At 71.7% G+C, this 14,734-nt stretch carries 15 protein-coding genes and 1 pseudogene; 8 read left to right on the forward strand and 8 right to left on the reverse strand.

What is annotated here, in order from left to right; all coding sequences use genetic code 11:
* Positions 1-132 precede the first annotated feature (132 nt).
* Positions 133-597, forward strand: a complete 465-nt coding sequence (locus ACWGJ2_RS09475) for a hypothetical protein (protein ID WP_453345422.1) — start codon at positions 133-135, stop codon at positions 595-597.
* Positions 598-701: 104 nt separating this feature from the next.
* The gene (locus ACWGJ2_RS09480; protein ID WP_453345423.1) at positions 702-1,034 is read left to right on the forward strand and encodes a hypothetical protein; all 333 of its coding nucleotides are present in this window, start codon (positions 702-704) and stop codon (positions 1,032-1,034) included.
* 204 nt (positions 1,035-1,238) lie between these two features.
* Here the strand turns inward: ACWGJ2_RS09480 and sodN are convergent, their stop codons facing one another.
* Complete coding sequence (gene sodN / locus ACWGJ2_RS09485) at positions 1,239-1,634, reverse strand: superoxide dismutase, Ni (protein ID WP_020868495.1); 396 nt, start codon at positions 1,632-1,634, stop codon at positions 1,239-1,241.
* 144 nt (positions 1,635-1,778) lie between these two features.
* Between sodN and sodX the strand changes: the two are divergent.
* A pseudogene (gene sodX / locus ACWGJ2_RS09490) lies at positions 1,779-2,087 on the forward strand (nickel-type superoxide dismutase maturation protease); the annotation flags it as partial.
* A 44-nt stretch (positions 2,088-2,131) separates the two neighbouring features.
* Here the strand turns inward: sodX and ACWGJ2_RS09495 are convergent.
* Positions 2,132-2,797 (reverse strand): CGNR zinc finger domain-containing protein, encoded by a 666-nt coding sequence (locus tag ACWGJ2_RS09495; RefSeq protein WP_453345424.1) that lies wholly within the window; start codon positions 2,795-2,797, stop codon positions 2,132-2,134.
* A gap of 86 nt (positions 2,798-2,883) precedes the next feature.
* Between ACWGJ2_RS09495 and ACWGJ2_RS09500 the strand changes: the two genes are divergently transcribed.
* On the forward strand, positions 2,884-3,681 hold the full coding sequence (locus ACWGJ2_RS09500; RefSeq protein WP_453345425.1) for a class I SAM-dependent methyltransferase: 798 nt from the start codon (positions 2,884-2,886) through the stop codon (positions 3,679-3,681).
* A gap of 94 nt (positions 3,682-3,775) precedes the next feature.
* Here ACWGJ2_RS09500 and ACWGJ2_RS09505 read toward each other — a convergent pair whose 3' ends face one another.
* The 3 genes from ACWGJ2_RS09505 to ACWGJ2_RS09515 all read right to left on the reverse strand — a co-directional run bounded on the left by ACWGJ2_RS09505 (position 3,776) and on the right by ACWGJ2_RS09515 (position 7,377).
* A complete protein-coding gene (locus ACWGJ2_RS09505; RefSeq protein ID WP_453345426.1) occupies positions 3,776-5,338 on the reverse strand; it encodes an alkaline phosphatase D family protein in 1,563 nt (520 codons plus the stop codon).
* Positions 5,335-5,925: a phosphoesterase gene (locus ACWGJ2_RS09510; protein WP_453345427.1), complete on the reverse strand. Its 591-nt coding sequence runs from the start codon at positions 5,923-5,925 to the stop codon at positions 5,335-5,337. The genes ACWGJ2_RS09505 and ACWGJ2_RS09510 overlap by 4 nt, the downstream gene beginning before the upstream one ends.
* A 255-nt stretch (positions 5,926-6,180) precedes the next feature.
* Entirely contained in the window at positions 6,181-7,377 is a 1,197-nt protein-coding gene (locus ACWGJ2_RS09515) for an NAD(P)-dependent malic enzyme (RefSeq protein ID WP_453345428.1), read from the reverse strand.
* Between the two features lie 533 nt (positions 7,378-7,910).
* Between ACWGJ2_RS09515 and ACWGJ2_RS09520 the strand changes: the two genes are divergently transcribed.
* The 4 genes from ACWGJ2_RS09520 (at position 7,911) to ACWGJ2_RS09535 (ending at position 11,721) form a co-directional block, all read left to right on the forward strand.
* Positions 7,911-8,855 carry an ABC transporter substrate-binding protein gene (locus ACWGJ2_RS09520; protein ID WP_453345429.1) on the forward strand — a complete coding sequence of 315 codons (945 nt, stop codon included), beginning with the start codon at positions 7,911-7,913 and terminating at the stop codon, positions 8,853-8,855.
* Between the two features lie 36 nt (positions 8,856-8,891).
* Positions 8,892-9,869: an amino acid ABC transporter permease gene (locus ACWGJ2_RS09525; RefSeq protein WP_453345430.1), complete on the forward strand. Its 978-nt coding sequence runs from the start codon at positions 8,892-8,894 to the stop codon at positions 9,867-9,869.
* Positions 9,866-10,633, forward strand: coding sequence for an amino acid ABC transporter ATP-binding protein (locus ACWGJ2_RS09530; RefSeq protein ID WP_453345431.1), 768 nt, complete (start codon positions 9,866-9,868; stop codon positions 10,631-10,633). Before ACWGJ2_RS09525 ends, ACWGJ2_RS09530 begins: the two co-directional genes overlap by 4 nt.
* Before the next feature lie 125 nt (positions 10,634-10,758).
* A complete protein-coding gene (locus tag ACWGJ2_RS09535; RefSeq protein WP_453345432.1) occupies positions 10,759-11,721 on the forward strand; it encodes a zinc-binding dehydrogenase in 963 nt (320 codons plus the stop codon).
* Between the two features lie 22 nt (positions 11,722-11,743).
* Here ACWGJ2_RS09535 and ACWGJ2_RS09540 read toward each other — a convergent pair whose 3' ends face one another.
* From ACWGJ2_RS09540 to ACWGJ2_RS09550, 3 genes are all read right to left on the reverse strand, one after another.
* Positions 11,744-12,919, reverse strand: a complete 1,176-nt coding sequence (locus tag ACWGJ2_RS09540; protein WP_453345433.1) for an NAD(P)H-dependent flavin oxidoreductase — start codon at positions 12,917-12,919, stop codon at positions 11,744-11,746.
* Positions 12,916-13,686 (reverse strand): CoA-transferase subunit beta, encoded by a 771-nt coding sequence (locus ACWGJ2_RS09545; protein ID WP_453345512.1) that lies wholly within the window; start codon positions 13,684-13,686, stop codon positions 12,916-12,918. Before ACWGJ2_RS09545 ends, ACWGJ2_RS09540 begins: the two co-directional genes overlap by 4 nt.
* Before the next feature lie 89 nt (positions 13,687-13,775).
* Positions 13,776-14,732 (reverse strand): CoA transferase subunit A, encoded by a 957-nt coding sequence (locus tag ACWGJ2_RS09550; RefSeq protein WP_453345434.1) that lies wholly within the window; start codon positions 14,730-14,732, stop codon positions 13,776-13,778.
* Positions 14,733-14,734: the final 2 nt, after the last annotated feature.

Here is a 14,734-nt window from a genome sequence, read left to right on the forward strand (position 1 = left end):
CGGGGCATGCCCCCGTCGACAAGCGCCGTCGCGTACGGCCCTCCACGCGCCGGGCCGGCGAACGGCCGGTCCTCCGCGTGCCACGGGCCGCCTCGCGGAGGTACCGGCACGTTCACCCGAAGGAGGGCTCCAGTGGCCCCCATCACCCAGATCCTCGCTCACGTGCACACCGCGGACGTCGGAGGCGCTGATACCGGCGCCTGGGTCTATCTCGGCATCGGCGGACGGGAGTTCGTGGTCGACAGCACCGGCGCCGACTTCACCGTGGGCGCCAAGCAGGACTTCAGGTTCGGCGACGGCAACAACCTTGAGGAGCCCGAGTACAACGACCCCCGCACGCCTCCGCTGGACACCGACGATCTCGACTACTTCCCCGTCTACTTGCGCTTCGAGCCCGCCGGGAGCAACCCGCCCTGGTGCGTCGAGTGGGTGAAGGTCACGGTCAACCCGGAGTCGGGCCGGGCCCTGAGCTACGTCCATCCGAGCCTTGAGGGTGAGACGGACCGCAACAGGATCTGGCTGGACGACAGCTACGGCAAGGCCCTGTATCTGCGGCCCGAGCATCCCTTCACACCGACCACCCGGTCGGTGAAGTGAGGGGGCAGTACACCTGTCCGGCCGCCGGGCCCGGCCTCTCCGGGCCCGGCCTCTCCGGGCCCGGCGGCCGTTCGTCACCCGTCAGAAAAAATGAGGAGTTGACCATGTCATCCGTTGCTCTGACTCCACGACGCGTACGCCGTGCCGCCGCCGCGGTCGCCGCCGCGACTGTGCTCACCCTGGCCGGCTGGGGCTACACGGCGCCCCTGGCGCGGGCCGCCGACGTCGATTACGACTGCGACGAGGCGGCCCCCGGCGAGCAGAAGGGAACCGTGGTCGGCGAGGGCTGCTCACGCGTCGAGGGGGACCCGGGCGAGCCCACCCACATCGTCGTCGAGTACTACGGCTACGACTGGGCGTGCGCCCGGGTGGAGGTGCAGGCGAGCAGGGTCACCGGCTACGACTGCGAGGACGTCGGCGGCCAGGCCCGCCCCTGAGTCCCGTCGCACGAGGCCGTACGAGAGCGTACGAACACCGTGGGCCCGCTCCGGGCTCCCCGTCTCGCCCCGCTTCGTCCTCCTCCTCGGAAACGCAGACCGCACCCGTCCCGTCACGACACCGAACACGGTGCCGTGCGGGACGGGTGCGGACATGTGGGCCGTGCGGTCACGGGGACCGCGGGCCAGGGTGCCCAGCAGGGCTCAGCCCTTCTTCGTCTCCCAGAAGATCTTGTCGATCTGGGCGATGTAGTCCAGCGCCTTCTGGCCCGTGGCCGGGTCGGTCGAGCCCTTGGCCGCGCTGAGGGCCTTGAGGGTGTCGTTGACGAGCTGGTGCAGCTCCGGGTACTTCTCGAAGTGCGGCGGCTTGAAGTAGTCGCTCCACAGGACCGAGACGTGGTGCTTGGCCAGCTCGGCGCGCTCCTCCTTGATGGTGGTGGCGCGCGCACGGAAGTGCGGGTCCTCGTTGGCCTGGTACTTCTCCTGGACGGCCTTGACCGACTCGGCCTCGATACGGGCCTGGGCCGGGTCGTAGACGCCGCACGGCAGGTCGCAGTGGGCGCTGACCTGCACCTTGGGGGCGAACAGGCGGGAAAGCATAAAGCGTCCTTCCTCGTGATCGTCTTCTCACGTGCGAGATTACTCCGTGGGGGAAGCCTTTTCGCGTGTGCCCCCATGGGCTTAGGACAAAAGTCCAGTCTTGTGCTGGGACTGGCGGAGGAAGGACCGGAGGCGGAGGGCGACATGCCGGAGCGGGCGCGGGAGCAGGGCCAGCCTGGGCAGGGCGGGGCCGGTCCGCTGCGGAGGATCGGGCTCGCGGAGGTCTACAACCCCTCGATGCTGCCCACGCTGCGCCCCGGTGACCAGCTCATCGTCAAGTGGGGCGACGCCGTACGGGCGGGGGACGTCGTGGTCGTGCGGCACCCCTTCCAGCACGACCTGCTCATCGTCAAGCGCGCGGTCGAGCGCCGCGCCGGGGGCTGGTGGGTCATGGGGGACAACCCGGCCGTCAGGAACGACAGCAGGGAGTTCGGGGCCGTTCCGGACGAGCTGGTCGTCGCCCGTGCGTGGGTGCGGCTGCGTCCGCCGCGCGGGATTCAGCCCAACGTGTCATCCGTGGCCGGATGGGTGCTGGGCGCCGTGCGTCCGCTGGTACGGGTGCGCCCGCTGTCGCGGACACGGGCGCGTTCGGCCTCCGCCGCGCTCTCCAGGCGCTTCCGGGCGCGGTAGGCGGCCACGTTGGCGCGGGTCGCGCAGCGGTCCGAGCAGTAGCGGCGCGAGCGGTTCGTCGACGTGTCCAGGTAGGCGTTGCGGCAGGGGTCGGCCTGGCAGACGCCCAGCCGCTCGACGCCGAGGTCGGTGAGGTGGAAGGCGAGGCCCATACAGGCGGTCGCGGCGTACCCGGCGGTGGCGTTGGGCGCGTAGTCGGCCAGGTGCATGTGCCAGCGTGGGCGCCCCTCCTCGTCCAGGAACTCGTGCCCCGAGATCTGCGGGCTCGTCGGGAACTCCATCAGCAGCGAGTTGAGCAGGTCGACCGCGCGTACCTCGTCACCCTCCGACGCGGCCCCGAACACCGCGCGCAGCCGGGTGCGGACGGCGCGCAGCCGGGTCACGTCGGCCTCCGTGGCGCGCCGGGCCATCTGCTGGAGCGGACCGAACAGCTCGCGCACGGACTCGACCGTGGTGAGGGAGTCCTCGCCGCGCTCGGGCCGCTCGGTGTTGACCAGGCGCACCGCCATGTCCGAGTAATAGTTCAGTTCCACTTGTGGTCCTTACGGCTGCGTTCTAAGGTCGGTGAAGGTAGGTAATGGATGACTATGGTTTGAGGGTATTACGCCGAGGAGGGTTCATGTCGGTACGTACGGACGAGAGCGCGGGACACGCGAACGGCCGGACCTGGCAGACGTGGCAGGACAGTTGGGACCGCCAGCAGGAGTGGTACCTCCCCGACCGCGAGGAGCGGTTCCGCGTGATGCTCGACATGGTCGAGGCGCTCGTCGGGCCCGAGCCCCGGGTGCTCGACCTCGCCTGCGGTACGGGCAGTATCTCGGACCGCCTCCTGAAGCGGTTCCCCGGCGCCCGCAGCGTAGGCGTCGACCTCGACCCCGCCCTGCTCACCATCGCGCGCGGCCACTTCGCCGGGGAACGCCGGGCCCAGTTCGTCACGGCCGACCTCGGCGACCCGGCCTGGGTGGACAAGCTTCCCGAGGGCCCGTACGACGCCGTACTCACCGCAACGGCCCTGCACTGGCTCCAGACGGAACCGCTGCGCACGCTGTACGGGCAGATCGGCGGCGTCCTGCGCGAGGGCGGCGTCTTCATGAACGCCGACCACATGCCCGACGAGTCCACCCCGCGCATCAACGAGGCTGCCCACGCCTTCGACAAGGCCCGCCGCGAACGCGAGCGGGAGGGCGGCAGCCAGGACTGGATCGCCTGGTGGCAGGAGATGGCGGCCGATCCGGAGCTGTCCGGGGTCGTCGCCGAGCGCTACCGCATCTTCGGCGACCCAGCGGCGGGCGACCACGTGCACGGCGAGGTCCAGTCGGCGGCCTGGCACGCCGAGGCGCTGCGGTCCGTCGGTTTCGCCGAGGCCCGCCAGGTGTGGTGCTCCCCGGAGGACGGGCTGGTCCTCGGCCTGCGCTGAGCCTCCCCGGGTGCTCAGCCGCGGGGCGCCCTCCTCCGGGTGCCGTGGGAGGTGGGCGCCCCGCGCCGCGTGCCGCGCGCCGCTGCGTATGCCGCTACGTGCGGCGGTAGTGGGCCGGGGAGCCGTCCGTCGACGGGTCCTCGTACGTGCCCGCCTTGCCCCGGTCCACGTGGAAGGTCGTCAGCGTGGAGACGGCGGACGCGGGGTCCGTCAGCGAGCCGACCACGCGCATCGCCGTCGACCAGCGCCGCGCCGTCACGTCGTAGACCGCGTAGCCGTTGTGTCCGCCGTCGAAGTAGGCGAGATGCGGATTGGCCCGGCCCATCAGGGGGCCGTTCGCCTTGTTCCACTCCTCGTCGTAGGCGGCGGAGCTGACCGAGTGCGCCGTGAACTCCGTACCGATGACGGGGGAGTCCGCGTCGTCGAAGTCCGGGCGCACGTCGTCCACGAAGGCGGAGTGCCAGTCGCCCGTGATGACGACGAGGTCCTCCAGGCCCGCTTCGTGCGCGTGGGTCAGGACCTCTTTCCGCTCGGTGAGGAAGCCGTCCCACTGGTCGGTGAACATGAAGTCGCCGCCCGGCCTGCCCCGCAACTGGCTCAGCATGATCGAGTTCACCCAGCAGTGCCAGGCGTCCGGCGCCTCGTCGATGCCCCGCTTCAGCCACCGCTTCTGCGCGTCGCCCAGGATCGTCCCGTCGGGCAGGTTCTGCGCCGAGCGGTAGGAGCGCAGGTCGAGGACGGTGAGGTCGACGAGGTTGCCGTAGAGCCTGCGCCGGTGGATCACCGGGTCAGGGAGTGCCGAGGTGCCCTCGTCGCGGTGCGGCTGGTGCTCGTACCACGCCTGGTACGCCGCGTCCCTGCGCCGCTGGAAGGCCGCGTCGCCGCCGGTGCCGCTGTAGTCGTTGACGACCTCGTGATCGTCCCAGGTCAGATACCAGGGGTGCGCCGCGTGGGCCGCGCGCAGGGACGGGTCGCCCTTGTAGAGCGCGTAGCGCCTGCGGTAGTCGGCGAGGGTGAAGACCTCGGGGCTGTCGTGGTCGCGGACGTGATCGCCGCCGACGGGGCCGTGCTCGTAGATGTAGTCGCCCAGGTGGACCACGAAGTCCAGCTCCTCGCGGGCGATACCGCGGAACGCCGCGTAGTAGCCGTCGTGGAACGCCTGGCAGTTGGCGCCGGCGAAGCGCACGCGCGCCGCCGTGCCCAGGGGCGCCGTCTTCGTGCGGCCCACCCGGCTGGTTCTGCCGCGCGCGGTGAACGCGTACCAGTAGTGGCGTCCGGGGCGCAGGCCGCCCACCGGCACGTGGACGCTGTGGCCGAGCGTCGCGGAAGCGGGCACCGTGCCCCGCGCCACCACCCGTCTCAGCGCGCGGTCCTCCGCGACGACCCAGTCCACCTCGACCACCTCGGGCAGCCCCTGCTCGTCCGCCTCGGCGGCGAACGGCTCGGGCGCCAGCCGCGTCCACAGCACGACGCTGGTGGGCAGCGGATCGCCGGAGGCGACGCCGAGGGTGAACGGCGCGGGATCGTAGGACGCGCCCAGCTCCTGGGCGGCCTCCTTGGCCTGTGCGGGGGAGAGTCCGACGCTCAGCGGCCAGACGAGGTTGAGCGCTCCCGCCGCTCCGGCGGCCCTGAGCACATCGCGTCGGTTCAGCTTCACGAACGGCCTCCGGCGTGGGCGGGAGCGGGGACGAGGGTGAGGGAGAGGGCGTCGGCGTAGCCGTCGTTGGACGTGCCGCCGCCGCTGCGGGTGAGGACGAGCTGGAGCCGCGCCGTACGCGCGCCGGGCGGCAGCGCGGCCTCCGCCGTGCGCTCGACGAGCCCGGTGCGCCCGTCCCGCTCCTCCGGGGTGACGGGGCCGAGGACGGCGAGGGCGAGGGGCGTGCCCTTCGCGTCGCGGAACTCGACGGACAGGCGTGCGCCGTCGCCCTGCCCCGCGTATCCGCCGAGCCAGGCGCCCGCGCGGAAACGGACCCGGCCCGCGTCCACGGCCGCGCGGCCAGTGGAGCCGTGCGCGGGGAGCCTGACGTCCTGGACGAGGGCGGTGCGGGGCGAGTTCCCGCCCGAGAAGAAGCGGCTGCCGCGACGGGGCGGGCCCGGATCCCGCGGCGTGGGGTACCCCTCGGCCGTCCCGTATCCGACGAGGGCCGGCGCGCCCTGCGTCACCTCCCATCCCTCGACGGAGCGGACGGGCTCCGCCGTGCCGCCGGGACCGTGTTCAGCATCGCCGTTGACCACGAGGTTCACTGAGATGACGCCTCCAGTTATGTGAACTTGTCTGAACGAGTGGCGCCCTCGCGCCACGGGCGACATCCCAGCAGCACCTGGTGAACCAGCGGTGGCCGGGGCGGGAAGGCGCGCTCCGGCGCACGTCACGCGCGCCCTGTGCCCGCACCCGCCTGCACCTCACCTGCGCACGCGCACGCGCACGCCAAAAGGGCGGTACGGGACACCCGGCCCGTACCGCCCTTTTGGTCTGCCACCGTCACGCCGTCATCAGCGTCAGCGCCGTGCGATGCCCTCCGCGCGGGCCGCGGCGGCGACCGCCGAGGTGACCGCGGGTGCGACGCGCTCGTCGAACGGCGAGGGGATGACCTTGTCGGCCGACAGCTCGTCCGCGACCACGGCCGCCAGGGCCTCGGCCGCCGCGAGCTTCATGCCCTCGGTGATGTCCGTCGCCCGCACCTGGAGCGCGCCGGCGAAGACGCCGGGGAAGGCGAGGACGTTGTTGATCTGGTTCGGGTAGTCGCTGCGCCCGGTGGCCACGACCGAGGCGTACTTCTTCGCCACGTCCGGGTGGATCTCCGGGTTCGGGTTGGCCATGGCGAAGATGAACGCGCCCTCGGCCATGCGCGCCACCGCGGGCTCCGGCACGGTGCCGCCGCTGACGCCGATGAAGACGTCGGCGCCGTCCATCGCGTCCTCCAGCGAGCCGGAGAGGCCCGCCTTGTTGGTGAAGCCCGCCAGCTCCCGCTTGATGTCCGTCAGGTCCTCGCGCGCGGCGGTGACGACGCCCTTGCGGTCGCAGACCGTGACGTCGCCGATGCCCGCCTCGACGAGGATCTTGGCGATGGCGACACCGGCCGCGCCCGCGCCCGAGATGACCGCGCGCAGCTCGCCGAGCCCGCGCCCGCTCAGCTTCGCCGCGTTGCGCAGCGCCGCGAGCGTGACGATGGCCGTGCCGTGCTGGTCGTCGTGGAAGACCGGGACGTCGAGCCGCTCCTTGAGCCTGGCCTCGATCTCGAAGCACCGGGGTGCCGAGATGTCCTCCAGGTTGACGCCGCCGAACGACGGCGCGAGCCGGGCGACGGTCTCCACGATCTCGTCGGTCTCCCGGCAGTCCAGGGCGATCGGGACCGCGTCCACGCCGCCGAACTGCTTGAAGAGGATGGCCTTGCCCTCCATCACCGGAAGCGATGCTTCCGGCCCGATGTCGCCCAGGCCCAGCACCGCGCTGCCATCGGTCACGACGGCGACCACCTGGGACTTCCAGGTGTAGTCGTCGACCAGCTCGGGCTGGTCGGCGATGGCGCTGCACACCTTGGCGACGCCCGGCGTGTACGCGAGGGACAAATCGTCCGCGTTCCGCACGGGCACCGTTGCCTGCACCGCCATCTTGCCGCCGCGGTGCAGGGCGAAGGCCGGATCGATGACGTCTTCGCCCAGCCCGTCCTTCGAATTGACGATCTCCGCTGCCACTTGTCGAACCCCTTTGTCGAATCTGGTGAGGGTGACCGCTCCCTGGTTGAGGAACGGGCGGGCACCACGTCCGCTTCCCGAGCGGCGGATGGGCCGCCGTCCGGGGGGAGGTGCGGACGCCGGGCGCGCCGCACACGCGCCCTGGTCCCCGGGTGAGGGGTGTAATCGACCTTTCTACCCGACGAGGCCCGCTCGGGACGACCCGCTTGTTCCCCGGCCCCGTGTCAAGGGGGCGTAATGACGACAAAGCGCTGCGTGGGCGGCAAGATGTCCACACAGTGAGACCTGCCCGGCGTGACGTATGTCTCAGAGCGTCCCGTTCCGGAGCGCTTTGGGTGCTTGAGTGCTGCCCAGTACGCGCCCCGGGGCTGCCCAGTAATCGGAACCGGACCTCCGTTATCCGATTTTGACATCGATGGCACCCTGCATCCGCATGTCCGGATGGCAAGATGCCCCCACCCATACGCGGTCGCGACACCCGAAGGTGTGTGCCCGACCGATCGCTACTGCCTCATCCAGCAGGAGGATCCAGCATGACCGCAAGCACCCCCCGTCGCACGGCCGCTTCCCGGGGCCGGATACTCGCGGCCGGAGCCATCGCGGTCACCGGCGCACTGCTGCTGGCCGGTTGCGGCGACCAGACCGACGGCGGGGGTGAGGGCGGGGGCGCCACGAGCGACGCTCCGCTCTTCGACAAGCTGCCGAAGAAGATCCAGGACGAGGGCGTCATCAAGGTCGGCACGGACGCCGCGTACAAGCCCATGGAGTACAAGGACGGGCAGAAGATCGTCGGCCTCGACCCGGACATCGCGGAGGCGATGGGCAAGAAGCTGGGCGTGCGCTTCGAGTTCACCAACGGCACCTTCGACGGCCTCATCACCTCGATGCAGACCGGCCGCTTCGACATGATCATGTCGGCGATGACGGACACCAAGGACCGCCAGGAGGGCCTGGACGACAAGGGCAAGAAGGCGGGCAAGGGCGTCGACTTCGTCGACTACCTGACCGCCGGCTCCTCGATCCTGGTCAAGAAGGGCAACCCGGAGAAGATCGACTCCGTGGAGCAGATGTGCGGCCAGAAGGTCGCCACCCAGCGCGGCACCACCTCGCACGAGATCCTCAAGAAGCAGACCGAGAAGTGCGAGAAGGACGGCGAGAAGGCCATCTCCATCGAGCCCTTCGACACCGACGACGAGGCCCGCGTCCGGCTGAAGGCGGGCGGCGTCGTCGCGGACGTCTCGGACTTCCCCGTCGCCGCCAACGCGGCCAAGGCGGGCAAGGACTTCGAGGTCGTCGGCGAGCAGATGGAGTCCGCGCCCTACGGCATGGCCGTGAGCAAGACCAACACCGAGCTGCGGGACGCCCTCAAGGCGGCCCTGGACGCGGTCATCAAGGACGGCTCGTACGACAAGGCGCTCAAGAAGTGGGGCGTCGAGGACGGCGGGGTCGACTCGGCGAAGATCAACGCCGGCTCCTGACCGGACCGTACGGACGGAAGCTGAAAGGCAATTCCCGTGGCTGTTTCCAAGGACTCCGGGGGCTCCGGGGACGCGGCGCCCGGCGGCGGTACGCCGCCGGCGCGCACCGCGCCCGAGGCCATCAGGGCCATCCCCGTGCGGCACTACGGCCGCTACGTGTCGGCCGTCATCGTGCTCGCGCTGCTCGCGCTGCTCGTCAACGCCTTCGCGACCGCGGACCTCGAATGGGGCGCGGTCGGGGACTTCTTCTTCGACGACGAGATCCTCGAAGGCGTCAAGAACACCCTCGTGGTCAGCGTGCTGGCCATGATCATGGGCCTGGTGCTCGGCATCGTGCTCGCCGTGATGCGGATGTCGAAGAACCCGGTCACCTCCAGCGTGGCCTGGGGCTACATCTGGTTCTTCCGCGGCACGCCCGTCTATGTGCAGTTGCTGCTGTGGTTCAACCTGGCGCTCATCTTCCCGATGCTCAATCTCGGTCCGGTCTACAAGGACGAGATGACGGACGTGATGACGCCGTTCATGGCCGCCCTGCTGGGGCTCGGCCTGAACGAGGCGGCGTACATGGCGGAGATCTGCCGCGCGGGCATCGAGTCCGTGGACGAGGGCCAGGCCGAGGCGTCGCAGGCGCTGGGCATGAGCAACGCGAAGACGATGCGCCGCATCGTGCTGCCCCAGGCGATGCGGGTCATCGTGCCGCCGACGGGCAACGAGTTCATCAACCTGCTGAAGACGTCCTCGCTCTGCGCCGTCGTGATGTTCGAGGAGACGCTCCGCAAGGCCCAGAACATCGGCAACAACGCGGGCGCGGTCGTCGAGATGCTGCTGGTGGCGACCATCTGGTACCTCGCCATCACGACGGTGTTCAGCATCGGCCAGTTCTATCTGGAGCGGTACTACGCGCGCGGCAGCAGGCGGCAGTTGCCCGCGACGCCGTGGCAGAAGGTCAAGCAGAACGTGTTCACGTTCTCGCGCGGCACGGGTTCGGGTTCGGGATCGGGGGCCAAGGCATGACGGCGACGGCAATGGTGAAGGCCGAGGCCGTGCACAAGTCCTTCGGCCACGTCGAGGTCCTCAAGGGCATCGACCTGGAGGTCGCGCCGCGCGAGGTGTTCTGCCTCGTCGGCCCCTCGGGCTCGGGCAAGTCCACCTTCCTGCGGTGCATCAACCACCTGGAGAAGATCAACGCCGGGCGGCTGTACGTCGACGGCACGCTGGTGGGCTACCACGAGCGCGGCGGAAAGCTCTACGAGCTGCGCGACCGCGAGGTCGCGGCCCAGCGCCGCGACATCGGCATGGTCTTCCAGCGCTTCAACCTCTTCCCGCACATGACCGCGCTGGAGAACGTGATGGAGGCGCCGGTCCAGGTCAAGCGCGAGTCGCGGGCCGTGGCACGGGAGCGGGCGCGGGCGCTGCTGGACCGGGTGGGGCTCTCGGACAAGGCCGAGAACTACCCGTCGCAGCTCTCGGGCGGCCAGCAGCAGCGCGTCGCCATCGCCCGCGCGCTGGCGATGGAGCCGAAGCTGATGCTCTTCGACGAGCCGACCTCCGCGCTCGACCCGGAGCTGGTCGGTGAGGTACTGGACGTCATGCGCGGGCTCGCCGAGGACGGCATGACGATGATCGTGGTCACCCATGAGATGGGGTTCGCGCGGGAGGTCGGCGACTCGCTGGTCTTCATGGACGACGGCGTGGTCGTCGAGTCGGGCAACCCCCGGGACGTCCTGACGAACCCGCAGCACGAGCGGACGCAGGCGTTCCTGTCGAAGGTGCTGTAGCCGACGGAGGCGGGCCGGTCCGTCCTTGGACCGGTCCGCCCTCGGGCCGGTCCGTCCCCGTGACATCCGTCGCTTCGCGGAGCGGGGTCTTCAACGACCGGGCTACTCGGGCGTAGCGTCGGATCATGTTTGCTGCCTACGCCGCGCGCATCGACAAGGACCAGCCGCTCAACGGGCTGGAGTTGGGTGACCGCCCCGAGCCCACGGCCCCCGAGGGGTGGACGACGGTCGACGTGAAGGCCGCGTCGCTCAACCACCACGACCTGTGGTCGCTGCGAGGGGTGGGGCTGAGCGAGAAGTCCCTGCCGATGATCCTCGGCTGCGACGCGGCGGGCGTGGACGCCGAGGGCAACGAGGTCGTCCTGCACTCCGTCATCGGCCAGAGCGGCCACGGCGTGGGCCCGGACGAGCCCCGGTCGATCCTCACCGAGAAGTACCAGGGCACCTTCGCCGAGCGGGTGGCCGTGCCCCGGTGGAACGTCGTGCCGAAGCCGCAGGAGCTGTCCTTCGAGGAGGCGGCCTGCCTGCCCACGGCCTGGCTCACCGCCTACCGGATGCTCTTCACCAACGCGAACGTACGGCCGGGCGACAGCGTCCTGGTACAGGGCGCGGGCGGCGGCGTCGCCACAGCCGCGATCGTGCTCGGCGCGGCCGCGGGGCTGCGGGTCTTCGCCACCAGCCGCGACGCGGCCAAGCGCGAGCGGGCCGTGGAACTGGGCGCCGAGGGGGCGCTGGAGAGCGGCGCGCGGCTGCCGCACCGCGTGGACGCGGTGCTGGAGACGGTGGGCGCGGCGACGTGGTCGCACTCGGTGAAGTCGCTGCGGCCGGGCGGCACCCTGGTCATCTCGGGCGCCACCAGCGGCCCCAACCCGCCCGCTGCCGAGCTGAACCGGATCTTCTTCCTGGAACTGCGCGTCGTCGGCTCGACCATGGGCACCAAGGAGGAGCTGGCCTCCCTGCTGAGCTTCTGCGCCGCCAAGGGTGTGCGCCCCGTGATCGACTCGACGCTGCCGCTCGACCGGGCACGCGAGGGCTTCGCGAAGATGGCCGAGGGCGACCTCTTCGGGAAGGTCGTGCTCACGGTCTGAGCGTCGGGCCGGGCCCCTCACGTCACGGTGAGCAGGGCCCCGCGCCCTCCCGTTCCTCCTCCGTCCACTGTTCCTCTGTCACCACCGCGGTGCGCGCCAGCGACGTCAGGACGGTCACGGCCTCGGCGACGGTGGAGTCCACCAGCTCGCGGCACGTCGGCAGGTCCCCGATGACCCCGGCGACCTGGCCAGAGGCCATGACCCCGGCGTCCGTTCGGCCGTCCACCATGGCCGCCTTCAGCAGCATCGGCGTGTTCGCCGCGAGCAGCGTCTGGCTGAGGGAGAGGTCCTTGCCGTGGCGCAGGGCGCGCCCGTCCCGCAGCATGCGGCGCCAGGACAGCCCCGTCAGCCGCCGGAACGCGGCGGCGTGCCGCAGCGCCCGCAGGAGCGAGGCGGCGCGGCCCGAGGACTCCAGCGCCGCGACCATCTCGCTGCGCAGCATCCGGTGCGGGAGCCCGTCCACGCGGGTGGTGACGGTGACATCGGTGACGGCCGCTTCGAGGTAGCGCCGCTTGACGGCGTCGGGCACCGTCGACTCCGCCGTCAGCAGGAAGCGGGTGCCCATGGCCGTGCCGGCCGCGCCGTAGGAGAGCGCCGCGGCGAGTCCGCGCCCGTCGAAGAAGCCGCCCGCGCCGATGACGGGTATGCCGACGGCGTCCACGACCTGGGGGAGCAGCACGGTCGTGGCGACCTGCCCGGTGTGGCCGCCGCCCTCGCCGCCCTGCACCAGCACGGCGTCCGCGCCCCACGACTCGACCTTGCGCGCGTGCCGCACCGCGCCGACGGACGGGATGACCACGACACCGGCCTCCTTGAGCCGGGCGATCAGCTCGGGCGAGGGCGCGAGCGCGAAGGAGGCGACGCGTACGCCCTCGTCGATGAGCAGCCGTACGCGGTCTGCGGCGTCCGAGGCGTCGGCGCGCAGGTTGACGCCGAAGGACGCCCCGTCCGTGCGCGCGCGTACCTCCGTGATCGCGTCGCGGAGCTGGGGGAGCGTCATGGTGGCGGAGGCGAGGATGCCGAGGGCGCCCGCGTCGGCCGTCGCCGAGACGAGCCGGGGGCCCGCGACCCAGCCCATGCCGGTCTGGACGAGGGGGTGGCGCACGCCGGTCAGTTCGGTGAGCGGCGTACGGAGCGGGCCCGCGCCCGGCGTGGGCGGTGACGGAGGCGTGGGCGGTGACGGGGGCGGGGGCGTCATGGGGAGACCTCGCGCTCGCGTGCGGCGTGCGGGTCGATCACCTCGCGGATCAGGCGCAGCTCCTCGGGCGTGGGGTCACGGGTGTACGGCACCTCGCCCGCCCGCGGACCGCCGGAGCCGGGTTCGGGGAGGGCGAGGCCGAAGCCCGTGCGCTCCCGTACCTCCTCCACCGTCACCCCCGGGTGGACGCTCACCAGCCGCATCCGGTGGTCCGGCGTCGCGAAGTCGAGCACGGCCAGGTCCGTGACCACCCGGCGCAGCTCGTGAAAGCGGGTGGCGGAGGGACCCGCCTCGGCCGCGCGGTCGTAGCCGACCCCGCTGACGACGTCCACGCGCGGGACGAGGACGCGGGGGGAGTGGCGCGGTATCCAGTACGAGACCGGGTTGTTGAGGGTGTTGACCGGGGCGCCGCGTGCGCCGAGGAGCTGGCGCCTGGGGCGGTGCGGGTCGCCGATGGCGGAGATGTTCTGGTTGCCGTACTGGTCGAGCTGGCTCGCGCCCATCATCACGTGCCGCTTCCCGCCCGCGGTGAGCGTGAGGTGCTTGCGGTACGGCAGCCAGCCCTCGACGGTGTCCGGGGCCGAGTCCGGGCCGTGGTCCTGGGCCGTCGAGTCCGGGCCCTCGCGGGTCAATAGGGCCTCGCCGTCCGTCAGCAGCAGCTCAGGCGCGAACGTACGGCGGGCCAGCCGCGCCGCGATGCGGGGGACGGTGCCCATGGGGGCCGCCAGGATCTCGCCGTCGCCGCGCCACGCCTCGGCGCAGGCGATGACGCAGTGCTCGGCGCGGGTGACCCCGGGGACAGCGCTGTCCGGGGCCGACGTGTGCGGGTCCGACGTGTGCGGTGTCGCGGTCCTCTTCACTTGCGCTCCCCCTGGTGTGCGGTCTCGTGTGCGGCGCGGCCTTGCTCCGCCGCGAAGGCGTCGACCGCGTGCCGGTACTCCGTCTCGTCGCCCGAGAGGAAGCGCTCCGTGAACTCCCGCCACGCCTCCGGGTCCGCCGCCGCCTTCGCGTAGGCGCGCTGGAACGCCTCGTCGCGGCCGTAGTCGGGCGCGCACCCCGTGAAGTGGGCGCCGCCGGGTGCCCGTACGACCCCGGACACGTTCTGGCGCTGGAGCAGCAGCGTCTGGGGCGGGCCTTCGAGGCGGTCCGTGATCTCCTCGCAGGAGACGTAGGTGTGGGTGGCCGCCTCCGAGTACAGGTCGTCGAAGTACGGGTCAGGGCCCAGGTACTGGCCGTTCCCGCGCGGGTCGGCGCGGTTGACGTGCACCAGGGCCACGTCCATCGTCAGCGCGGGCGCCGCCAGCAGCTCCTCGCCGTCCTCGTACGGCGAGGTGACGGTGCGCAGCCGGGGGCTCCGGCGCAGCAGGTCGGCGCCGAGGCCCGCGCGTACGGGCAGGAAGGGCAGCCGCTGCGCCGCGGCCGTCAGCCCCGACAGGAACATCGCCTCGTCCCACTCCTCGAAGTCGAGGGCGCCCGACTCGCGCGCCGCTCGGAAGTGGGGTTCGAGGGGCACCGAGTCGAGGGTGACGAACGGTGCGACGAGCCTGCGCAGCCGTCCGGCGGCGGCCAGCAGCCCGACGTCGGGGCCGCCGCAGCTCACCAGCGTGAGGTCCTTCGCGCCGCCGCGCAGCAGGGCCCGTACCAGCGCCATCGGCTTGCGGCGCGAGCCCCAGCCGCCGATGCCGACGGTCATGCCGGACTCGACGCGGGCCGCGACCTCGTCGGCGGTGAGGACCTTGTCGGCAGGGCGGCCGGGGCGGCTGCCGGAACCGTCCGCTCCGGTGCCTGTGTGCGTGTGGTGGCCGGTGGTCATCG

The sequence above is a fragment of the Streptomyces sp. NPDC054796 genome (genome assembly GCF_053611545.1).